Raw genomic sequence first — 20,133 nt, 5'->3', positions numbered from 1 at the left:
GCGCTGATCATTTGCTGGGTTTTCTATGCTCGCTCAGTCATACCAAGCAAATTCGCTAAACTCTCAAACAGGTCTCGAGGTTTGAAAAACCGCCTAATTGCGTAGTTCAACTTAAGAAGGTATAGGATTTTAAACCATCGACTCGACACTAACAGGAGTGGACGCGAAATTTGACATTGTCAGCATTTGTATATTACGATCCTGACATGGAGAGTCGCCATGAGTGACGGGCCTCATAAAAGTCTGCCGATGCGGCGACACTGGAAAGACTTTGCGGAGCGGGCAGCAAAGGCCGCGTACTCTGCGGATGAGGTCTGTGAGGCTCTGCCAGTTGCTCTTCAAAGGGACTTGCGTGAAGCGCCGCTCACCGCGATCCGGGACATCCTAAGCGGCGATCAAGGCTCCCTTTTTGCTAACAACGAGATCGAACGGCTTGAATCAGTCCGTCAGGCAAGTAGTCGCTCGGCAGCCTGCAACGTTGTCATCGACTGCGCCATCCAAGCCGTCAGCGGCGGGCTAACCGGTGAAGCCGCTTACCGCGCTACGCTGGAGAACGCCTGCGAAGCGCAGGTGCGCAGCCAGTTCCGCAGCGTCGAGGAACATTATCACCGAGAGGCGAGCGCACGAAGCGCCCGGTATGTGCGCGACCGACTCGATGCCGCGCGCCAGCAATGTAACTTCAAAACCGTCGCTTCCGGCTTCATGTCGGGCGTGCAATCGCCGCGCGGCGCGGCGCACTTGCCCCGCCACACCGGCCTTGATGAAGGGCCGAGCTTATGAACGCCGAACCGTATTTCATGCGCATGCCCGCCAAAGACATCGACGTCGTCGAACCGGGCCTTCGCGCGCGGAAGGACCACATCGCCTTCGACCTAGGCAGGGATGTCAGCTTCTCGACGGCGGCGCTCGAATCCTTCGCGTTCGCGCGGTGGGAGCCCGTGACTCACGATGCGCTGGTCGTCGCCGCGGCCGTTGAATATGCCGACAAGATCGTCAAACGCGCACCGCATGGCTGGGGGCGTCGTCTGACCCTACGCATTCCCGTCCACGACCCTGCACGCTGGAGCGCGCCGGACGTTTCGCGGACCTTACATGATGCGCTCGGATTTCTGACCGGCGATACGTGGTCCATCAACTTTGTAAAACGCACGACGTCCGAACCCGCCCTATCACTGAGCATGCTTGCCCTGACGGTGCCGACGCAGGCCATCCTTGCATTCAGCGACGGGATGGACTCCCGCGCGGTCGCGGGCCTCGTCGGCGTAAAACTGGGCGAAAAGCTCGTCCGGGTCCGTGTCGGCACGAAGACGTCGGACCGTCCGCGCGAGAAGGGCAAACGCGAACCGTTCACCGCCGTACCATATGATGTGTCGTCTGACATGCCAAACCGGGAAACCAGCGCGCGCACGCGCGGATTCAAGTTCGCAATCATCAGCGGCATTGCCGCTTATCTGACCGACGCCGCCGAGATCGTGATCCCGGAGAGCGGCCAGGGCGCTATCGGTCCCGCCTTGCTGACGGTGGGCCATGCCTATCCGGACTTCCGTAACCACCCGCGCTTCACGCGGCTTATGGAGCGTTTCCTGAAGGCCTTGCTCGACAAAGATGTGAGCTACGTCTTCCCCCGCATCTGGAACACTAAAGGCGAGACGCTGCGCGCGTATGTGGCGATCGATAGCACCGACGCGTGGCGCAAGACGAAGTCCTGCTGGCGTAACAATCAGTGGAGTTCGGTCAACGGGAAGAAGCGGCAATGCGGTGTCTGCGCCGCCTGCATGCTGCGGCGCGTCAGCGTTCATGCCGCTGGCCTGACCGAGCCTCCGGAAACGTACATATGCTCAGACATGACCGCAGCGACGCTGGAAGCGGCTGTCGAACGAGGTTTCACGAAAACCGGCGGCGCATTCCGCCAATACGCGCTGGCCGGTATCCTACATATGGACCACCTCGCGGATATGGCGTCGGCGGACCAGCGGTCTGAAATCACCCGGCATGCAGCGACAATGGGGGCCGCTCTTGGGCTGAGCTCGCAGCAGTCAGGCGAACGGCTTATCGCCCTACTGAACACGCATTCAGAAGAATGGAAGTCTTACATGAATTCGCTAGGAGCGCACTCGTTCGTCAGACAATGGGCGCGTACTGAACAATGACCGATGACACTGAAAAATTGTCCGATCTGGAGATTGGCGAGCGGCTGCGGGTTGCTCGCGAAAGCGAGAAATTCACGCAGTCGGCGGCGGCGGAAGCCATTGATGTCGCACGTACGACCATTGTTGCCATCGAAAAAGGGCAGCGGCGCGTCCGGATGGACGAACTCCAGAAGCTCGCGACCCTATATCGCACTTCGGCGAATGCCATCCTGCGGCGGGAAGCCCTGCATCTCGACATGGTGCCGCGCTTTCGGAAGCTGCCGCAAATCGGCGGCGACGCTATCGAGAATGCCGCCCGCCTCCTCAACGACCTTGTCCGAGCTGAAGTCGAGCTTGAAAACGCGCTCGGCGTAAAGCGCGCCCGTAACTATCCCCCGGAGCGCCCCATCCTTCCGGGTGAGGTGCGCGCGCAGGCCGAACAGGATGCGCAGGATCTGCGCGAATGGCTCGGCCTGGGCCCTGGGCCGGTGCTTGATATCGTGTCGATCCTCGATCAACTTGGCATCCGCGTCTATGTGAGGCGGCTCGATGGAAAAGTGTCGGGTCTTTTTGCCTATGACGATGCGGTCGGTGCTTGCATCCTTCTCAATGCCAGCCACCCCCCCGAACGATTTCGGCAGACCGGCATTCACGAGCTCGCCCATTTCATTTCGTCACGCCGCCAGCCTGAGGCCTTGACTGAAGATGAGAAGTTTTCATCGCGCGAAGAGCGCTATGCCGCTGCCTTCGCGCCTTCATTCCTCGCGCCCGCACGCGCCGTGCGGCAGCGCTTCGCAGAGCTTACGGCGGGACAATCGCACTTGACGCGTCGGCACATCATCCTTCTCGCCCATGATTTCAGACTTGCGCGCGAGGCCATCGTGCGCCGGTTAGAAGATTTGTCCCTCGCCAAGCGGGGGACTTGGGACTGGTTCCAGAACAACGGCGGTATCACCAATGAGCAAGCACGGCAGGTGCTGGGCGAATTGTCGGATCGCAGCCTCAACTCCGTCGAGGCGCAGGGCTTCGTGCCACCGCGTCTTGCCCTGCTGGCGCGCGAAGCGTGGAAGCGCGGCTTCTACAGCGAAGGCCAGCTTGCGCGCCTGCTGCACCTCGATCGCCATGACGTGAGAGAGGTTCTTGACGGCGTGGAAACGGAGGAAAGTGAAGCGAATGAGCTCGTCAAACTTCCTCACTGATTCACGCACCGTCCTCGTGGCCGATGCCAGCGTTGTGATCAACCTCAACGCGACCGGATGCGCGCACGCGATCATCACGGCCTTCCCAAACAGGTGGGCGGTAACGGTGAACGCTTTGGCCGAACTGGTCGACGGCATGCGCAATGGCCATGATGATGCACGCGCCCTTCAAAAGCTGATCGACGCAGGTGTGATCGACCTTGTCGGTCTTGGGGATACCGGGGGCAGAGTCTACGAAACCCTGATCGACGGCTCTGCCCTGTGCACGCTGGATGACGGCGAAGCGGCAACGATAGGCTATGCATGTGAAGTCGGCGGAATTGCTCTGATAGACGAGCGAAAGGCTATGAACCTATGCGCCGATAGCTTCCCTGAACTTCTCGTGGTCCCGACCGTCCACCTGCTTTTGCATGAACCCGTGGTCCGAGCTCTTGGGTCACAAGGCCATGTTGACGCCGTCGTCGGCGCTCTACAAAAGGCCCGGATGCGCGTGCCGCCGGATCAGATCGCCCGTGTCTTGGACATCATCGGTGAAAGACACGCGGCCTCGTGTCTAAGCCTACCAAAGGCGGCCAGAGTCGCTTTCTAACTCCTCTGAAATCATACATGGAAGTCTTGGCAAATACCGTTGAAGGGAAAATACAAACTAGATGTTATCCGACCTGCCCCTGACGTTTCATTTATTTGCGATTAGAGTCTCGCCCGTTGTTGAAGTGCTCCCCAAAACCAGGCCACTCGGCGCTGAAATCTTCCGAAATTATGCTCAAGCCGGCGGGGGGCGCCGGTGCCAAGTAGACGCATCTCCTCGTCTAGACGGCCGCCGTCAATTAACATCAGGCACCGGCCAGAAACAGAGAATGCGGCCTTGATGCCGTCAGGTGCTGAAACGTGAGCAACTGCCCTTTCCTTTTCGATCAGCATGATTTTGTCCTCTCCTATCCGAGATTTTCCAGCTCCCCCACAGCACGGAGACCCATTATAGGGATCTGATACTTGCGCATGTTATGCAAAGGGGTGCCGATGGATCGATATTTAGACGTTCGTCGGAAATGTCGTTACCGCATGCGGCGCAGCATCCGTAAAGGCCCTGATCCATTAAGCTGAGCGCACGTCGGATCCGCGCAATCTTCTGTTGTCTTTGGCGGTCAGCAGCGAGCGCAATCTGCTGGCTCTGCATTGCTTCAATCCGTGAAATACGGCCGACACTCTGTTGGTCAAGTTGAACGACAGCGCGGTCATCCGCGCTTGTGTCACGCAGCAGCAGAAGTTCTTCTAACATGTGCTCCAACCGGCCGCGAAACTGATGGAATTTGGTATTGTTGACATCTCGCATATCGATCCCTACCGCTCGCGTACTGTGACAAACCTAATACCCGGCCATTCATTCTTTGCTCTGTCCAACGTCCAGGCGTTCTTGGCAAGGAACACCAGAGATTGATCCTTATCTTCTGCGATACTCGAACGGTAGGATTCGCAGAACAACCGAAGATGCTCTCTGTCATCACTGACGATCCAGCGTGCTGCTTCATAGGGTGCCGCCTCCAATCTGATGGGTACGCCGTACTCCTGGTCAAGTCTGGAGACCAGCACATCCATCTGCAGCGACCCGACCGCTCCAAGTATCGGCCAGGATCCAAATATTGGACGAAATACCTGGATCACACCTTCTTCAGCCATATCGGTAAGGGCGCGATTGAGCTGTTTGGCGCGCATGGCATCTTCTAGAAACACCCGTTTAAGCACTTCCGGCGCGAAATTCGGAATGCCCCTGAATTTCAGATCCTCGCCTTCTGTCAGTGTATCGCCGACGCGCAATGCTCCGTGATTCGGGATGCCGATAATGTCACCCGGAAAGGCTTCATCGATCGTTTCGCGATGCTGCGCAAAAAAGAAGATTGGCGCGCTCACGGTCATGAAGCGATTCTCGCGGACATTGAGCAGCTTCATTCCGCGCTCAAACCTTCCAGAACAAAGACGGACAAATGCGACGCGATCGCGATGATGCGGGTCCATGTTTGCTTGCACCTTGAATACAAAACCGGTCACATCTCGCTCGTCGGCATCGACCTGCCGAGTGGTGGTGCAACGTGGCAGTGCGCCTGGGGCCCACTTAGCGAGACAGTCGAGCAACTCGGCGACGCAAAAGTCCTTCAGCGCGCTTCCGAATAAGACCGGAGATAGATGGCCCTCGAGAAAATCCTGCTGGCGAAACGCCGGGAGTGTTTCGAGGCACAGTGCCAGGCCTTCGAGCGCGGGCTCAGCGATGCGGTCTTCAATCGTTGGATGAGACAACAAGGAAGACCAATCCCCGACTTCTTCAACTTTTCCAAACGGATCGGTTCGGATCTGCTTTGGAAGCAACAGCCGGCGTCCGTGAACGTCGAGACAGCCGCGAAAATCAACGCCCGCCCCGACCGGCCAAGTAATCAAGGTGAGATCTAGTGCCAATGCAGAAGAAATCTCGTCGAGGATATCTAATGGATCGCGACTTTCCCGATCGATCTTGTTGATAAACGTAATGATCGGAATATCGCGAAGGCGGCAGACTTCGAACAATTTTCGGGTCTGGCTCTCAATACCTTTCGCCGCGTCTATGACCATGACAGCAGCATCAACTGCACTTAGCGTGCGATACGTATCCTCACTGAAGTCGGCATGGCCGGGCGTATCCAAGAGGTTGAATACGAGACCGGCATGCTCGAACGTCATCACTGAACTGCTGACCGAGATGCCTCGACGCCGTTCTATTTCCAGCCAGTCAGAGCGGGTCCGTCGCCTTTCACCACGTGCCTTGACCTGGCCGGCCATCTGAATCGCTCCGCCAAAGAGCAGCAGCTTTTCAGTGAGTGTCGTCTTGCCTGCATCCGGATGCGAGATGATGGCAAATGTTCTTCGTTTTGAGGCGGGAGTTTCGTCAAGGATACCAAGATCGATATCCGCACGTGAGCCTTGAGACATGAATCTGATCCATCTGTGAGACGCGGGTAAGCCCGAATGACACAGAGAGCCTATGGTTCCTGCTTGAGAAACAAGTGGATGTCGGCCGTATCGAGAAGAGCCAGAGCCTCTGCTACGACCGGCTCTGCCCCGTGAGACGCGAGCACGCCCCGCACAGAGTCGACGCGCCAAACCAGATCGCGCAACACCATAAGCGCGGTCCGGGTCGCGCCGCGCTGCTCCGGCGACGCTTCGAGCAGGCCACAGGCTGCATGAAAGAGCGCGCTGTCCCGCGTCAATCTGACCCCATCCGCATTCGAATCAACCTGCGCAATTAAAAGACGCAGGAGCCGCATGATATCTGCGAATTCTTGATCCATCGCAACGGTGGATAGTTCGGTTGTTGCTTGACGTAAATCTACCAATCCATTCTCTCTAAATTCCAGACGAATTTCACTTCAATAAACTTGACCCGCAAACTGCATAACGGCTTGCGCTGCGCCAGATGCGCTAACATTCCAAAAAAACGATCATCATTTTTTCGGACAGCCCTACCGAAAATGCGATAGGTTATCATATAAGAAGATATACGTTTCTCGGGGGCTGTGAAGCCCCAAGATCAAATTTGAACTTCGACAAAAATTTACGCTTCGGTATTTTTGCCGCGCGTTTTGTCCCAACTTTTAGAGGGCGGAATGCTTGATCACAAATATGAGACTGAACTGAGTCAAATCGTCGCCGTCGTCTATTTTAGCCATAAGATCGATGCTGGCGCGCTGAAGACGCTGAAGAAATTTTTGAACAGCCAAGCGATAGGTCATCATCGCTGGGGTAATTTGTACAGATACCTTAAGGTTGAATTGGACGAGATTTCAGACCTGAATGCCATCCTGAAAAGGTTCCCAAAACTTTACGAAGGTTATAAGGACCTGTCGGATTGCCCGGAGCGACCCGATTAGGCGGAAAGAAACCGTAGCCGGTAGCGACTTGGCGTTATCGGTTCCTTGGCAGGTGTTTGGAAGCGATGAGCGCAAGCAGAGTCGCTACCATGCCCAGAGCAGTGAGGATGGCGGAGATGATCCTCGTCGAAAGATTTCCGTCTAACATGGCTCCGACGCAAGCTGGGCCGACGGCGGTTGCTGCGACCATCAACATTGCAGCAAAACTGCGAATAGTTGCGAGCTTGTCAGCTCCGTAGACCTCTGCCCAGATCGCGATCACCGTCGTTTGCACGAGGCCGGAAGAAAAGCCGGCCAATGTGAGAAAAAGCGGCAACGTTCCCTCATGTCTCAGCGTTCCGAGGCTGCAGATTCCTATTAGGAAAGGGACGTTCATGATGGGCATGACTAGGCGAGCACCAAACCGATCGATGAATTCTCCCGATATGAAAAGTCCGAGTCCGTGACCTACGGCGAATCCGACAAATCCGAATCCGACGACAAAATCCGGCCAGCTCTGGAGCATAGAGATCGTGCGAATGTGGAAGAGTAGCGCGGTCGAGACCAACGGCATAAACAAAAGGATGGGAAGAGCCAACCAGAAGAAGCGCGTGTGGACTACAATTCTCATCCCATCAAGCGCTCTTGGCGCTGCCGACTGTGCGTCTCGTGCGGGGAATTGCGCAAAGTTCGCCAATCGCCAAATCAGCCAAAGTAAGATAGGTGCGACGACGGCAAGTATAGCAGCGCCGATAAATGCGTAACCAGCGCGCCAGCCGACCCCGGCAATCAGCGTCAGAGCAACTTGGGGCATCGCGGCCTCGGCAATAGGAAGCCCAAGGGCGACAAACGAAAGGGCCCTGCCGCGATAATCAGTAAAGTAGCGTGCAACCGAAACCACGGCGATGTGGGTCATTAGCCCTTGACCACTTAGCCGCAGAAGAAGCAGACCGGCAAGAATGCTGAACGTGCCCGATGCGCTTGCCATGACAAAGCAAGCGAGCGCCAGTCCTGAAATGACGCCCAAAAAGTAGTGGCGCAGATCAATACGATCCAGCCAGTGACCGGTCAGCGGCAGGAGGCTCGCCGCCCCGAGTGTTGCTATGAGGTAGAGCAAGCCCAATCGCCCAGCGCTCACGTCAAGGCTATCGGCGATTGGGCGCACGAACATGGATATGAAGAATGTCTGGCCGGGGCTCGACAAAAAAGCGCAGGCGAGACCAAACCACAGAATTCGCCAATCTTTCCGATAAAAGTTCACGTACGAACGCAGCATCAATTGCCTCTCGCGGCTCAGGCAAACCGTTCTGTCTGGATCGTCTGAAGTGTGCAAGCGATGTCCAACCTCTACCCGAACTCGTCGCGCCTACTTGCAATCGGGCGGGACTTCCTTTAATCGCAAAGTGGACTGCAACACATTTCGTATGCAGCGATCCAACTAGGCTTTGTTACTGATGTAGGCAGACGCAAATACGGTTGAAACGTCGAAGCGTGGAATTTCCCGCTTCGTTTTCGTTCGCCCGCAGCGTTGCCCCTAATTCCAGTACCGCCACGTAATACCTGCCCCCTTTTGCACGTCCATTCCACGCCCCCCTAAGGCGGGGCCTGCTCGGAGAATTTCCTTGAATAGCACTGTAATTTCGCGCCTCCGAACCGAATGGTTCGGCAATATCCGCGGCGATCTCCTGGCAGGGATTGTCGTCGCTCTGGCGCTTATACCTGAGGCAATTGCCTTTTCTATTATCGCGGGAGTCGATCCTAAGGTCGGTCTTTACGCGTCATTCTCGATTGCAGTAATCAGCGCACTAGCTGGTGGAAGGCCCGGCATGATTTCTGCCGCCACTGCGGCAACAGCCGTGCTGATGATTACTCTCGTCAAAGACCATGGGCTTCAATACCTGCTTGCCGCGACCGTACTGGCCGGAATTCTCCAGATCATCGCAGGCTTTGCCCGATTGGGTTATGTGATGCGGTTCGTGTCGCGATCCGTGATGACAGGTTTCGTGAATGCACTCGCCATTCTAATTTTTTTGGCACAATTGCCGGAACTCACCGGCGTCCGCTGGCCGACCTATGCAATGGTCGCAGCTGGTCTTGCGATCATCTATGGCCTGCCCCGCCTGACAAAGATCATACCGTCCCCCCTAATCTGTATCATCGTCCTCACTGCCATTGCTTTTGTCCTCAAGCTGGACATCCGGACCGTCGGAGATATGGGTGAATTGCCATCCACGCTCCCGCTATTCCTCCTGCCCGATATCCCGCTCAACTTCACGACCTTCATGATTATCCTTCCATACTCCGCAGCGGTCGCTGCGGTTGGACTTCTTGAATCGCTCATGACAGCGTCAATTGTCGACGAATTGACGGATACACCAAGCGACAAAAACCGCGAATGCGTCGGCCAGGGTCTGGCGAATTTTTTCACGGGCTTCATCGGCGGAATGGCCGGATGCGCGATGATTGGCCAATCCGTGATCAATATAAAATCGGGCGGTCGCGGCAGACTTTCGACTTTATTCTCGGGTGTTGCCTTGCTGTTCATGATCGTAGTTCTAGGGAAATGGGTGAAGATGATCCCGATGGCAGCGCTGGTCGCCATCATGATCATGGTGTCCATCGGAACTTTCAGTTGGGCATCAATCAAGAACTTGCGGACGCACCCCCGCAGTTCCAGCGCCGTCATGCTGGCAACGGTGGTAAGTGTCGTGACTACCCATAACCTTGCAATTGGCGTCTTGGTTGGCGTTCTCCTCTCTGGGATATTCTTCGCCTGGAAGATTGCACAGATCTTTGGCGTCAGTTCGGTTCTGGCCGACGATGGAGCAACCCGGACCTACACAGTCGAGGGCCAACTCTTCTTCGCGTCCGCCGACGATTTCAACGCGGCCTTCGATTTTAAGGAAGCCCTCGGAAAGGTCATCATCGATGTCAGCCGGGCTCACATCTGGGACATTTCCAGCGTCGCGGCGCTGGATATCGTCGTGTTGAAATTTCGCCGCGAAGGGGCTGAGGTGGAAATTATCGGCCTCAACCAGGCGAGCGAGACCATCGTCGACAAACTTGCAATTCACGATAAGCCCGGCGCCATGGAGCGCATAATGGGGCATTGAGGGAGGTAAAATGACAAAGATTCTGGCACTTGTGGATGGGTCTATCTACTCGCAAAGCGTTTGTGACTTGACAGCATGGGCGGCGCTGCGGGCGTCAGCGTCTGTCGAACTGCTGCACGTCCTTGGTCGCCGAGACGTTTCTGGCGACGCCTCAGATTTTAGCGGGAGCTTGAGCGTTGATGCGCGGGACACGCTTCTCGCGGAACTCGCTGCACTCGACGAGCAGAAGGCATCGCTATCCCAGAAGCGGGGACGGATCATGCTTAACGATGCAAAGCAAAAGTTGCTGGCCGCAGGCGTCACCGAAGTGACAGCCAAACTTCGGCATGGGGACCTCGTCGAGACGGTCGCTGAGTTGGAGGCCACAACTGACCTGATCGTCGTTGGCAAGAGAGGTGAAGCTGCAGACTTCGCAAAATTACACCTCGGTTCGAATCTCGAACGAATAGCTCGCGGCAGCAAAAAGCCGATCATCGTCGCGTCGCGTGCTTTTCATTCTGTGAGTCGCATTCTAATCGCGTTCGACGGCGGGCCGAGCAGCCTGAAAGCCATCAATCACATAGCGAATGGCGTTCTCTTTCCTGGCCTTGAGTGCCACGTTTTGACGGTGGGGTCGGAGACGAGCGAAGCCAGAGACGCCTTGTCTTATGCGAGTAAGACTCTGCGCGAAGCGGGTTACCGCATTGAGGCGGAAATCACCCCAGGGGACCCCGAAGCAACCATTGCTTCATACGTTGAAGCTCAGAGCATCGATTTGCTGGTCATGGGCGCATACGGCCATTCACGAATCCGGAGCTTAGTCATAGGCAGCACAACAACCGAGATGATTCGGTCCTGCAAGATTCCCGTGATGCTGTTCCGTTAGTGGGTTGACCGCCTCCGGAGCCAACGCGTTGAAAGTCATTGGCATTCGGAAAGGAGTGTCCGCGATGAGCGATGCAATTGAGACAATAGCCGTCGTCGGCGCCGGTCGTATGGGAACAGGCATTGCGTATGAAGCAATTTTGGGCGGGTTTCGTGTAGTCCTGAGTGACGTCTCAGGACAGCAACTGGACTCTTCCGTGGATGCCCTAAAACGTTGGGCCCGCCGTGATTACGAAATCGGAAGGCTCACTCGTCTTGAGTACGATGTTGCAGTCGCCCACATCGAGCCCATCCATTACGGAGAACCACTTAAAAAATGCAAACTGGTAATCGAGGCTGTAGTCGAAGATGAGAAGGTCAAGCAGGAGGTCTATAGCAAACTTTGCTCTGAGCTCACTCCTAGTGCAATTATAGCGACGAATGCATCGTCGCTACCCATAACCCGATTGGCTGCGGAAACAGACCGACCAGAACAGTTTATCGGGATGCATTTTATGTATCCGGTTCGGTCGATGGAATTGGTCGAATTGGTTCGAGGCATTGCAACCTCGGACGCAACGTTTGAATTTGCTCGGGAATTCATCAAGCGCTTAGGAAAGACCGCAGCCGTTGTCGAGGACTTTCCAGGCTTTATCGTGGATCGCGTGCTGTTGTGCATGATTAACGAAGCTGTCTATGCGCTTCATGAAGGCGTCGCATCAATCGCGGCAATCGATGCGGGCATGCGCTTTGGCGCGCATCACCCCATGGGACCGCTTCAATTGGCAGATTTCCTCGGGCTCGACCGCTGCCTTTCATTGATGCAGGTGCTACATAAAGGCCTCTCCGACACGAAGTATCGTCCTTGCCCGCTTCTAACGAAGTATGTCGAAGCCGGCTGGTTGGGCCGCAAGACAGGACGCGGATTTTTCGATTATAGGGGGGATACTCCAATTCCTACCCGATAGAGCGCATGAGATATTTTGTTGGCAGAACGATCACCAAATACACATTGAGCCCAATTGTTCTTGGCAACTAGATCTTGCGAGCAGTGTAGTTGAAGTATAATTTTAGGTACCCACTGGACTTGGCTCATCTGCCAGGTGGCTTGGCCCGGCGCCCAACCCCGGGATAACCCGACAACCCCGTTAGTGCCTGCAGGCCGTATGGTCGCCGCACGGACGGTTGTCTCGATCAATCTGATCACGACATAAGGCCGCGCGGTTCATGCTGCGCGACACGAATGCGCCAAGTTGAGGTTATATATCCATGACATCTTACGCGACTCAACTCGATAGCCACCGAACAATCATAAAAGTCAATTATGTTCACCCAGGCCGCGCTCTATCGGCCCTGCTTCGGCGAATTTTGATCACAGGCAACCTAGCTTTCTTGGACAGCGCGTCGGGCAAGCTTCGATATTTTGGTGACGGCACCGGCCCTGAGATCATCATTGGATTGACGGCTTCCGCCGCGAGGAAGATCGCCACTAATCCCGAATTAGCGGTCGGGGAAGCGTACGTGGAGGGCACACTGGTCCTTAACCGCGGTACTCTCGCAGAACTTCTAGCCCTTCTTTTCGGTAACAAGGATGTGCTCGCATTAACTCAATCGAACATGAGCAATATTGCGCTGAGGTTACAGCGCCGCGCTCAACAGATTAACTCTCGTCTTCGCGCCCGTAAGAACGTTGAGCACCACTACGACCTCTCGTCAGACTTGTATCGTCTGTTTCTCGATCCTGATATGCAATACAGCTGCGCCTACTACAGAGAGCCAAGTATTACGCTTGAAGAGGCGCAGGTAGCGAAGAAACGCCACCTTATCAGCAAACTTCTGGTTAAGCCCGATCAGCGCGTGCTGGATATCGGATGCGGTTGGGGCGGCATGGCGCTAGAGATTTCGAAGACCGCAAATGTTTCGGTCCTGGGTGTTACGCTCTCATCAGAGCAACTGAAGATAGCCAACCAGAGAACGCCGAATTCTCGGGCGCGATTCAAACTCATCGACTATCGCGACGTCAAAGGAACCTTCCATCGCATAATATCAGTTGGAATGTTTGAGCACGTTGGTGTGCCGAACTACGACGTTTTCTTTCGCAAAATCGCTGACCTTCTCACCAGTGACGGCATCGCCGTAATTCATTCTATAGGCCGTAAGGACGGGCCGGATATAACCAATCCTTGGATAAACAAATATATCTTTCCTGGCGGCTACATACCCGCGCTATCTGAGGTGCTGCCGGCGATAGAACGAGCGGGTCTCTGGATTACGGATATCGAGATCCTGCGGCTCCACTACGCGAACACACTTCGAGATTGGACGGTTCGCTATAATGCGAACCGCGCTGAAGTAGCGAGGCTCTATGATGAGCGATTTTGCCGAATGTGGGACTTTTATCTCGCGGCTAGTGAGAGCGCGTTCCGCCATCAAGGGCACATGAATTTTCAGATCCAGCTCGCCAAGCGCGTAGATGCCGTGCCTTTGACCAGAGACTACATCACCGACAATGATCGCCTTAGATGCTCCTCTTTCGCCAGCATGAACAAACACTAATCTGTCCAAACGTAAACTTTAAGCCGAGCTGTAGAACTTGACTGGCAGTTTGGGTTCGCCGGTGAAAATCAGATTGCTCTCGCAACCACAGGCTGAGCGTCGGATGTTTGTGACTTCAGAACATTTGAGGAGAGATAATGCCGACGGGTACGGTCAAATATATTTCCCATAATGGACAGTACGGATTCATCTCTCGCGACGACAAGCAACCGAAGGTTTTTCTGCACATTGAAGCTGTAGTTGCGGCCGGCTACGACGAAATCCGCAAGCACCAGCGATGGTCGTTTGATTTGGTAGTCGGGGGCGACGGGAGGACCAAGGCCGGCAACCTTTTCCTCCTCCCCGACGAGTAGGCTAAATTACTTGATGCCTGTGGCCGTCGTCGATGGATAATGAGTTCCCGGTTTGTGAGCAATTAGCTACGACGACGAGGCGCCTTCTTACTCATCTCGCGCTCTGCAAGGGCGGTATAGCGTCCTATTTCGTCAGCACTACCGGGTGAACATACGCCATACTGGCCTGTGAAGTAGAGCTTTGACAGATCGGCATCGATTGTGATTTTATCGATGGTTCGTTTAAGGTTAGCCATGAAAATTGATTTGGTGTAGCGGGCCCCTTCGCTTCGACGAATGGGAGAGTCGTGGCCAATGAGTTCGTCGACCCAGCCCGCGTTCACATCTGAAAAATTGCGAAGCGCGGTTTCCACGGCCCCGCGGTAGGAACGAAAATCGACCCCCGGCCGATAAGTCTTTGTCTTTTTCCGGTATTCGGTAAATCGGCCGCTGAACGCTCCGCTGCGCCGCGGTTCGACGCCCTGAGCAATCAACTCAGGGAACAGCGGTTCATCCGGCGAGCGTCCGTAGTAGCGATGTTCAAGAAAACCCAACTGCAGAATCAATTCATGCAGGGGGACATCTCGACTTGAAGAACTCGTCTTGCTGTTGCGAATTTTCAAATAGGGCACGCGCCCAATTTCGGTATCGACCCACTCGACGTCGCCGACCAAGCGCCCGCAAATTTCATCCTCGCGAACGCCCATGGTGCGGCCGAAGAGGGGAATCCAGAACAGAGCATCGCGATGGATTTCATCACCCGGCAAGCCTCGTCGGAAAATCGATTTGCAGCCGGCGTAGACATGCGAAGTGAAAAACGGCTTATCAAGCTCCGTCGGCCACATCGGGTGCTCGTCACGTGCGGCGCGCCCGCGCGGCTTTGCTGTGAAGTGGCCGCGGAATGGATTGTCCAGACCGCGCGGGATTTTCGCATGCAGCGCCAGGTAATCCCAATACTCAATAAAATTGATGACGTGCTTGTTAGCGGTCGTGGTGCTGGTCAGCCGAAGTTTTGCTTTGGCTACATCGTCGAGTTTCTGTACTGCCGCGAGCACTTGTTTGGTCGTCAACTTATTCCACTGCTTGCCGTGGAAGTGATCGAAGGGAAGCTTTAAATATTCGAGCCGGAAGTGGCCGACAACGCTGCCATCAATCTGTGGAAATGGCAGATCGCCGATGAGTGCTTTGAAAAGCCGCGGCGAGGCTTCCGCGCCCCCAGCGGTATCTCGCTTCCATTTGCGGTCACTTTTTTTAGTAGCGACGAATTCGTCCCAATACGTGAAGAACGGAAAAGTCGGCAGGATTGGTTTTTCGACCGAGCCTTGCACTTGTTTGGGGATGCCGGCGATGGTCTCCCGCATTTCGCCGAGCAGAGTTGCGTGGCCGCGCAGGATCATTCGGGCAAAGAAACGCCCATCTGCGGTTTCGCGATCAACAGGCACGCCTATGGCGCCGCCGACAGCGTTCACGATTCCTTCGAATTCGTCGAAACCAGGGGCGCCAGGACCGAGCGCGCGTGCGATTTTCGCCTTCTGCTCGCCGGCAAACATGCGTTCGCCAAAGCGCATCAGCCCATCGAGCTCGACGGCGTCCTGCAGACCCATGTTTTCGATCTCGTCCGGCTCTAGGAAAGCAAACCCATCAGTTTCCGCTAAGCAGGCTTCCTGACGCCAGAGGGCGGCGTCAATCCATTGCCGCACCAGTCCCTCCGCCTCGCTTTTCGTCTTGGACGGGGTAAACCGGGTCATGAGGCCCTCCAGGCCCAGCCTAAGAACGCGGGCTCGGTGCAGGGCGCACCGGTAGTCACGGGTTTTCAGGCTCACGTTAAGCTCACCCGAGATATGGCAGGCGGCAAGCGCCGCGGGCCATCTGAAGCGAAAAAACCATGTAGAACCCCGCCGCCGCAGGTACCGACCAAACGCCATTCGACCCTCGTGTGGACCATTGTTGTGGACCACCGCGGACTTTGGAAAAACTGCGAGCTCTGAGTCTTTGATCTTAAACGGGAATTTCGAGTTTGGCTGGGGAACTAGGATTCGAACCTAGACAAACAGAGTCAGAGTCTGTTGTGCTACCGTTACACCATTCCCCAACGGATTCAGACGATCGAGGGGCTGGAAGCCACGGTCTGGAATCGGTTGGTCGAGATCGCATCTCGACGGAGCGCCTTCTAGCCCGTCCCGCTTATAAAGCGCAAGGGCCTCCGGCAGATATCAACGAGATGCCCGCTCGTCTCGTCAGCCGGCAACCGACGGACGTAACCACCGCCAACAGGTTCGTTTGGTTAAATCCGACCTAAAGCCGAGCAAATGCGGAGCGCGCTGCCGGTAATGCGCAACCGAATTTTGGCGCTCTCAGTGCATAATGTTCCACCTGGCAGCATGAGCGCGATGGCACCCGCTCAAACCGCACGCTCCGCTTTAACAGTTTCTCCAGCCCCTTCCCCGCATAGTGACTGGCAAAATCGGGCTGAGAACGCGAATTCAAAAATGAATAACTTGACCATGGCAGCGTCGTTCGGGCGCATCATTTCGGTGCGCGGATCGCTCGCGCGCGTCGGCGTCCTCGCCGTCAACCCGATGACCCCGTCAGAGATGCGTGGCACCGTCGGCCGGTTCGTCAGCATCCGCTGCGTGAACTCCACCATCATCGCCATGATCACGGAGGTTTCCTCGGAAAACCTGCAAGCCTCCGATGTCCATGTCGCCAGCGCCTCGGTGGATTTGCTGGGCGAGATCACCGGCACACCCGAGCGCCCGAAATTCCAGCGCGGTGTCACCGACTATCCGACCATCGGCGACACCGTCGAACTGATCAGCAACACCGACCTGCGCACAGTCTATGCGCCGTCGGGTGCCGACCAGATCAATGTCGGCATGCTGCAGCAGGACCGCTCGGTCACCGCCTATGTCGATGTCGAGGAAATGCTGAGCAAGCATTTTGCCGTGCTCGGCTCCACCGGCGTCGGCAAGTCGTCGGGCGTATCGCTGTTGCTCAACGAAATCCTGCTGGTGCGCCCGAACCTGCGCGTGTTCCTGCTCGACGTGCATAACGAATATGGCCGCTGCTTCGGCGACAAGGCGCTGGTGCTGAATCCGCGCAACCTGAAATTGCCATTCTGGCTGTTCAATTTCGAGGAAATCGTCGACGTCCTGTTCGCTGGACGCCCCGGTGTGCCCGAAGAGCTGGAAATCCTCGCGGAAGTGATCCCGATCGCCAAGGGCCTCTACACCCAATATCAGAATTCCGATCGCATCGGCCTGAAGCGCATCGATCCGAAGACCATCGGCTACACCGTGGACACACCGGTCCCCTATCGGCTCGTCGACATGATCTCGCTGATCGACGAACGCATGGGCAAGCTGGAAAACCGCTCGTCGCGCATCCAGTATCACAAGCTGCTGTCGCGCATCGACGCTGTGAAGAACGATCCGCGCTACGCCTTCATGTTCGACAATGCCAATGTCGGCGGCGACACCATGGCCGAAGTCATCAGCCATCTGTTCCGCCTGCCCGCCAATGGCAAGCCGATGACCATCATGCAGCTTGCCGGCTTTCCGGCGGAAGTCGTCGATAGCGTGGTCTCCGTGCTGTGCCGCATGGCGTTCGATTTCGGCCTGTGGAGCGACGGTGCCTCGCCGCTATTGTTCGTCTGTGAGGAAGCGCATCGCTATGCCGCCGCCGATCGCAATATCGGCTTCGGCCCGACCCGCAAGGCGGTATCGCGTATCGCCAAGGAAGGCCGCAAATACGGCGTCTATCTCGGCCTCGTGACGCAGCGTCCGGCGGAGCTCGACGCCACCATTATCTCTCAGTGCAACACGCTGTTCGCCATGCGCCTCGCCAATGATCGCGATCAGGCGCTGCTGCGCTCGGCGGTGTCGGATGCGGCTGCCAACCTGCTGTCTTTCGTGCCTTCGCTCGGCACCCGCGAAGTGCTCGCTTTCGGCGAAGGTGTCGCGCTGCCGACGCGCCTGCGCTTCAAGGAAGTACCACCGCATCAACTGCCGCGCTCGGAAGCTGCAATTTCGACGGTGCCATCGGTCGCTGCCGGTCACGACATGAACTTCGTCAGTGCGGTGCTGGAACGCTGGCGCGGCGCCACTTCGAGCCGCGATGTGCCGAACGATCCCGGCTTCGTCGAACGCCCGATCGCGCCGCCACAGCCACGCATGATGGACGCACCGATGCTCCAGCCATCGCTCGGCCTCGATCCCGATCGCTTCTCGCTGCTGAAGAAGCCGCTGCGATAAGCAGCGGCCTTGCGCTGGCAGCATCATCGCCTATGGTTCCTTGAAACAATCCGCTTCAAGGGATGATGCGATGACCAAGCCCGCGACACGTTTCCCCGCTCCCGCCATCGATACGCTGCCGGACGATATCCGCACGCGCATTCTGGCCGTGCAGGAGAAATCCGGCTTCGTGCCGAACGTGTTTCTCTCACTCGCATCGCGCCCTGACGAATTCCGCGCCTTCTTCGCCTATCACGACGCGCTGATGGAGAAGGACTCGGGTCTCACCAAGGCCGAGCGCGAGATGATCGTCGTCGCCACATCGGCTGCCAATCAATGCCATTACTGCGTCATCGCTCATGGCGCGATCTTGCGTATCCGCGCGAAGAACCCGACCATCGCCGATCAGATCGCGGTCAACTACCGCAAGGCGGACATCACGCCGCGCCAGCGCGCGATGCTGGACTTCGCCATGAAGGTCAGCCGTTCGGCTGAAACGATTTCGGAAGCCGATTTCGCCGAAGTCGCCAGCCACGGCTTCACCGATGACGACATCTGGGACATCACAGCGGTCTCGGCTTTCTTCGCGCTGTCGAACCGTATGGCGAATGTCACCAGCATGAAGCCGAATGACGAATTCTACATGATGGGACGGCTGCCGAAGTAACAGCCGCGAAGGGGAAGCCATCGTGCTCGACTGGTCGGAGATCATTTTGCGTCTTGGCATCGCCGCCCTTGCCGGCGGCGCCGTCGGACTCAATCGCGACCTGCATGGCAAGCCAGTGGGCGTGCGTACCCTCGCTCTGGTGAGCCTCGCGACCGCCATGCTGACCACGCTTGCCGATCCGCTGCACCAGGGCGGCTTCACCGACGCCGGCAGCCGTATCGTGCAAGGCATCGTCACCGGGATCGGCTTTCTCGGCGCGGGCGTGATTTTCCACGCCGAACGGCATTTCCGCATCCGCGGCCTCACCAGTGCAGCCTGCGTGTGGCTCACCGCCTGTATTGGCATCATGTGCGGCGCCGGGCACTGGCGGCTGGTCACTGTCTCGCTGGCCATCACCTTTGCGGTGCTACTGCTGGGCGGCAAGGTCGAACGTCTGCTGCATCGCGCATTCGGCGGCAAGGACACTCCGGCCGCGCAGACCGACGCGATATCTCAGCCATCCGATGCCAGGCCGCACCAGCCCGGCAGATAGATCGCGTCCTTGCTCTTGGCGATTGCCAATGCCCTTTCGACGGCTGACGCAAAATCATTCTCGACATCCTTCCGGGCCAGCCGACGCCTGAACAGATCGGCCCACAGGAACTCGCTGAACGGCGTGATGTCCTTGGCATAGCCACCGGCGCGCCGGATTTCGCCGGCCAGACTGCGATAAGGATCGTCCTTCAATCCGGTGATGGATTTCGGAATGTCCTTGAACTGCCGCCGCTCGCCTTTGCCGTCATAGGGATAGGCCCAGCGGCGATGATCCAGCACGCTCCAGAACGCTTTCTGATCGACCATCGTCAGATCGGCGATCACGGTGACCAGCACATCCTTCACCCCTTCATCGTGCAGCGCACGCGCGAGATGATGATGATCGACCACGTAATGTTTCTGGTCTGGTCCGAGCACCACGGGGATCATGTGTTTGCCGAGCAGTTCCGCCTGTTTGCGCTTCGACTTGTGCTCGCGCCAGCGCTTCCGCTTTTCCTTCACCTCGCGCATGCCCACCGTCATCTGCGTCGGGCGCAGCGACAGGATCGGCACCGGCTGCAGGATCGGTTCGCGGATATTCGACATATCAGGCTCCGTGGATGCATTTGCCGCAGCGACTATGACACGCCGTTCGCGCATACAGCGATCAGTTC

General features: G+C 56.8%; 20 protein-coding genes, 1 tRNA gene, 1 pseudogene and 1 other annotated feature. Of the genes and pseudogenes, 13 read left to right on the top strand and 9 right to left on the bottom strand.

Annotation, left to right across the window (positions count from 1 at the left end; translation table 11 throughout):
- The first annotated feature begins 219 nt into the window (after positions 1 to 219).
- From AC1RQ5_RS13450 to AC1RQ5_RS13435, 4 genes are read left to right on the top strand one after another with little or no spacing between them, the layout of a single operon-like run.
- Positions 220 to 780, top strand: a complete 561-nt coding sequence (locus AC1RQ5_RS13450) for a hypothetical protein (protein ID WP_493199532.1) — start codon at positions 220 to 222, stop codon at positions 778 to 780.
- Positions 777 to 2,150, top strand: a complete 1,374-nt coding sequence (locus tag AC1RQ5_RS13445) for a 7-cyano-7-deazaguanine synthase (RefSeq protein WP_493199530.1) — start codon at positions 777 to 779, stop codon at positions 2,148 to 2,150. The genes AC1RQ5_RS13450 and AC1RQ5_RS13445 overlap by 4 nt, the downstream gene beginning before the upstream one ends.
- A complete protein-coding gene (locus AC1RQ5_RS13440) occupies positions 2,147 to 3,328 on the top strand; it encodes an ImmA/IrrE family metallo-endopeptidase (protein ID WP_493199529.1) in 1,182 nt (393 codons plus the stop codon). The genes AC1RQ5_RS13445 and AC1RQ5_RS13440 overlap by 4 nt, the downstream gene beginning before the upstream one ends.
- Positions 3,303 to 3,917 (top strand): PIN domain-containing protein, encoded by a 615-nt coding sequence (locus AC1RQ5_RS13435; RefSeq protein ID WP_493199527.1) that lies wholly within the window; start codon positions 3,303 to 3,305, stop codon positions 3,915 to 3,917. The genes AC1RQ5_RS13440 and AC1RQ5_RS13435 overlap by 26 nt, the downstream gene beginning before the upstream one ends.
- A gap of 101 nt (positions 3,918 to 4,018) precedes the next feature.
- On the opposite strand, the gene AC1RQ5_RS13430 is transcribed toward AC1RQ5_RS13435, so the two are convergent.
- The 4 genes from AC1RQ5_RS13430 to AC1RQ5_RS13415 all read right to left on the bottom strand — a co-directional run bounded on the left by AC1RQ5_RS13430 (position 4,019) and on the right by AC1RQ5_RS13415 (position 6,690).
- Positions 4,019 to 4,249, bottom strand: a complete 231-nt coding sequence (locus AC1RQ5_RS13430; protein ID WP_493199526.1) for a hypothetical protein — start codon at positions 4,247 to 4,249, stop codon at positions 4,019 to 4,021.
- Between the two features lie 55 nt (positions 4,250 to 4,304).
- Positions 4,305 to 4,424 (bottom strand): TraR/DksA family transcriptional regulator, encoded by a 120-nt coding sequence (locus AC1RQ5_RS13425; RefSeq protein ID WP_493203417.1) that lies wholly within the window; start codon positions 4,422 to 4,424, stop codon positions 4,305 to 4,307.
- Between the two features lie 245 nt (positions 4,425 to 4,669).
- Positions 4,670 to 6,286, bottom strand: a complete 1,617-nt coding sequence (locus AC1RQ5_RS13420; protein WP_493199524.1) for a peptide chain release factor 3 — start codon at positions 6,284 to 6,286, stop codon at positions 4,670 to 4,672.
- A gap of 50 nt (positions 6,287 to 6,336) precedes the next feature.
- Positions 6,337 to 6,690, bottom strand: a complete 354-nt coding sequence (locus AC1RQ5_RS13415; RefSeq protein ID WP_493199523.1) for a hypothetical protein — start codon at positions 6,688 to 6,690, stop codon at positions 6,337 to 6,339.
- 270 nt (positions 6,691 to 6,960) lie between these two features.
- On the opposite strand from AC1RQ5_RS13415, the gene AC1RQ5_RS13410 reads away from it, so the two are divergent.
- Complete coding sequence (locus AC1RQ5_RS13410) at positions 6,961 to 7,224, top strand: hypothetical protein (RefSeq protein ID WP_493199521.1); 264 nt, start codon at positions 6,961 to 6,963, stop codon at positions 7,222 to 7,224.
- A gap of 34 nt (positions 7,225 to 7,258) precedes the next feature.
- On the opposite strand, the gene AC1RQ5_RS13405 is transcribed toward AC1RQ5_RS13410, so the two are convergent.
- Complete coding sequence (locus AC1RQ5_RS13405; RefSeq protein WP_493199519.1) at positions 7,259 to 8,479, bottom strand: MFS transporter; 1,221 nt, start codon at positions 8,477 to 8,479, stop codon at positions 7,259 to 7,261.
- A 361-nt stretch (positions 8,480 to 8,840) separates the two neighbouring features.
- On the opposite strand from AC1RQ5_RS13405, the gene AC1RQ5_RS13400 reads away from it, so the two are divergent.
- The 5 genes from AC1RQ5_RS13400 (at position 8,841) to AC1RQ5_RS13380 (ending at position 14,068) form a co-directional block, all read left to right on the top strand.
- Positions 8,841 to 10,316 (top strand): SulP family inorganic anion transporter, encoded by a 1,476-nt coding sequence (locus AC1RQ5_RS13400; protein ID WP_493203415.1) that lies wholly within the window; start codon positions 8,841 to 8,843, stop codon positions 10,314 to 10,316.
- 10 nt (positions 10,317 to 10,326) lie between these two features.
- Positions 10,327 to 11,181, top strand: a complete 855-nt coding sequence (locus AC1RQ5_RS13395) for a universal stress protein (protein ID WP_493199517.1) — start codon at positions 10,327 to 10,329, stop codon at positions 11,179 to 11,181.
- A 64-nt stretch (positions 11,182 to 11,245) separates the two neighbouring features.
- The gene (locus AC1RQ5_RS13390) at positions 11,246 to 12,127 is read left to right on the top strand and encodes a 3-hydroxybutyryl-CoA dehydrogenase (protein ID WP_493199515.1); all 882 of its coding nucleotides are present in this window, start codon (positions 11,246 to 11,248) and stop codon (positions 12,125 to 12,127) included.
- A gap of 112 nt (positions 12,128 to 12,239) precedes the next feature.
- Positions 12,240 to 12,296, top strand: a sequence feature (sul1 is cis-regulatory element that is thought to sense ions involved in sulfur or methionine metabolism; They are found in Alphaproteobacteria).
- A gap of 132 nt (positions 12,297 to 12,428) precedes the next feature.
- Entirely contained in the window at positions 12,429 to 13,715 is a 1,287-nt protein-coding gene (locus AC1RQ5_RS13385; RefSeq protein ID WP_493199514.1) for a class I SAM-dependent methyltransferase, read from the top strand.
- Between the two features lie 137 nt (positions 13,716 to 13,852).
- On the top strand, positions 13,853 to 14,068 hold the full coding sequence (locus AC1RQ5_RS13380) for a cold-shock protein (RefSeq protein ID WP_493199512.1): 216 nt from the start codon (positions 13,853 to 13,855) through the stop codon (positions 14,066 to 14,068).
- 62 nt (positions 14,069 to 14,130) lie between these two features.
- Here AC1RQ5_RS13380 and AC1RQ5_RS13375 read toward each other — a convergent pair whose 3' ends face one another.
- The 3 genes and pseudogenes from AC1RQ5_RS13375 to AC1RQ5_RS13365 form a co-directional block, all read right to left on the bottom strand.
- The gene (locus AC1RQ5_RS13375; RefSeq protein WP_493203601.1) at positions 14,131 to 15,795 is read right to left on the bottom strand and encodes a site-specific integrase; all 1,665 of its coding nucleotides are present in this window, start codon (positions 15,793 to 15,795) and stop codon (positions 14,131 to 14,133) included.
- 18 nt (positions 15,796 to 15,813) lie between these two features.
- Positions 15,814 to 15,972: pseudogene (locus AC1RQ5_RS13370) on the bottom strand (DUF6538 domain-containing protein); the annotation flags it as partial.
- A 93-nt stretch (positions 15,973 to 16,065) separates the two neighbouring features.
- A tRNA-Gln gene (locus AC1RQ5_RS13365) sits at positions 16,066 to 16,139 on the bottom strand.
- A 397-nt stretch (positions 16,140 to 16,536) separates the two neighbouring features.
- Here AC1RQ5_RS13365 and AC1RQ5_RS13360 point away from each other — a divergent pair.
- The 3 genes from AC1RQ5_RS13360 to AC1RQ5_RS13350 all read left to right on the top strand — a co-directional run bounded on the left by AC1RQ5_RS13360 (position 16,537) and on the right by AC1RQ5_RS13350 (position 19,478).
- The gene (locus tag AC1RQ5_RS13360) at positions 16,537 to 18,300 is read left to right on the top strand and encodes an ATP-binding protein (protein ID WP_398477928.1); all 1,764 of its coding nucleotides are present in this window, start codon (positions 16,537 to 16,539) and stop codon (positions 18,298 to 18,300) included.
- A gap of 70 nt (positions 18,301 to 18,370) precedes the next feature.
- Positions 18,371 to 18,946 carry a peroxidase-related enzyme gene (locus AC1RQ5_RS13355; RefSeq protein WP_493199510.1) on the top strand — a complete coding sequence of 192 codons (576 nt, stop codon included), beginning with the start codon at positions 18,371 to 18,373 and terminating at the stop codon, positions 18,944 to 18,946.
- A gap of 22 nt (positions 18,947 to 18,968) precedes the next feature.
- On the top strand, positions 18,969 to 19,478 hold the full coding sequence (locus AC1RQ5_RS13350) for an MgtC/SapB family protein (RefSeq protein WP_493199508.1): 510 nt from the start codon (positions 18,969 to 18,971) through the stop codon (positions 19,476 to 19,478).
- Here AC1RQ5_RS13350 and AC1RQ5_RS13345 read toward each other — a convergent pair.
- The gene (locus tag AC1RQ5_RS13345) at positions 19,439 to 20,065 is read right to left on the bottom strand and encodes a ParB-like protein (RefSeq protein ID WP_493199506.1); all 627 of its coding nucleotides are present in this window, start codon (positions 20,063 to 20,065) and stop codon (positions 19,439 to 19,441) included. The genes AC1RQ5_RS13350 and AC1RQ5_RS13345 overlap by 40 nt on opposite strands.
- Positions 20,066 to 20,133 lie beyond the last annotated feature (68 nt).

The organism is Tardiphaga sp. GW821-FHT12E02 (genome assembly GCF_058807155.1).
The sequence above is the reverse complement of the archived record's forward strand: the minus strand, read 5'-3'. Positions and strand labels throughout refer to the sequence as shown.

Coding starts and splice junctions, on each gene's coding strand:
- AC1RQ5_RS13435 (WP_493199527.1), top strand. CDS start 3,303: ATGAGCTCGTCAAACTTCCTCACTGATTCACGCACCGTCCTCGTGGCC.
- AC1RQ5_RS13445 (WP_493199530.1), top strand. CDS start 777: ATGAACGCCGAACCGTATTTCATGCGCATGCCCGCCAAAGACATCGAC.
- AC1RQ5_RS13420 (WP_493199524.1), bottom strand. CDS start 6,286: ATGTCTCAAGGCTCACGTGCGGATATCGATCTTGGTATCCTTGACGAA.
- AC1RQ5_RS13380 (WP_493199512.1), top strand. CDS start 13,853: ATGCCGACGGGTACGGTCAAATATATTTCCCATAATGGACAGTACGGA.
- AC1RQ5_RS13385 (WP_493199514.1), top strand. CDS start 12,429: ATGACATCTTACGCGACTCAACTCGATAGCCACCGAACAATCATAAAA.
- AC1RQ5_RS13360 (WP_398477928.1), top strand. CDS start 16,537: ATGAATAACTTGACCATGGCAGCGTCGTTCGGGCGCATCATTTCGGTG.
- AC1RQ5_RS13410 (WP_493199521.1), top strand. CDS start 6,961: ATGCTTGATCACAAATATGAGACTGAACTGAGTCAAATCGTCGCCGTC.
- AC1RQ5_RS13440 (WP_493199529.1), top strand. CDS start 2,147: ATGACCGATGACACTGAAAAATTGTCCGATCTGGAGATTGGCGAGCGG.
- AC1RQ5_RS13355 (WP_493199510.1), top strand. CDS start 18,371: ATGACCAAGCCCGCGACACGTTTCCCCGCTCCCGCCATCGATACGCTG.
- AC1RQ5_RS13390 (WP_493199515.1), top strand. CDS start 11,246: ATGAGCGATGCAATTGAGACAATAGCCGTCGTCGGCGCCGGTCGTATG.
- AC1RQ5_RS13430 (WP_493199526.1), bottom strand. CDS start 4,249: ATGCTGATCGAAAAGGAAAGGGCAGTTGCTCACGTTTCAGCACCTGAC.
- AC1RQ5_RS13395 (WP_493199517.1), top strand. CDS start 10,327: ATGACAAAGATTCTGGCACTTGTGGATGGGTCTATCTACTCGCAAAGC.
- AC1RQ5_RS13345 (WP_493199506.1), bottom strand. CDS start 20,065: ATGTCGAATATCCGCGAACCGATCCTGCAGCCGGTGCCGATCCTGTCG.
- AC1RQ5_RS13405 (WP_493199519.1), bottom strand. CDS start 8,479: ATGCTGCGTTCGTACGTGAACTTTTATCGGAAAGATTGGCGAATTCTG.
- AC1RQ5_RS13425 (WP_493203417.1), bottom strand. CDS start 4,424: ATGGATCAGGGCCTTTACGGATGCTGCGCCGCATGCGGTAACGACATT.
- AC1RQ5_RS13450 (WP_493199532.1), top strand. CDS start 220: ATGAGTGACGGGCCTCATAAAAGTCTGCCGATGCGGCGACACTGGAAA.
- AC1RQ5_RS13375 (WP_493203601.1), bottom strand. CDS start 15,795: ATGACCCGGTTTACCCCGTCCAAGACGAAAAGCGAGGCGGAGGGACTG.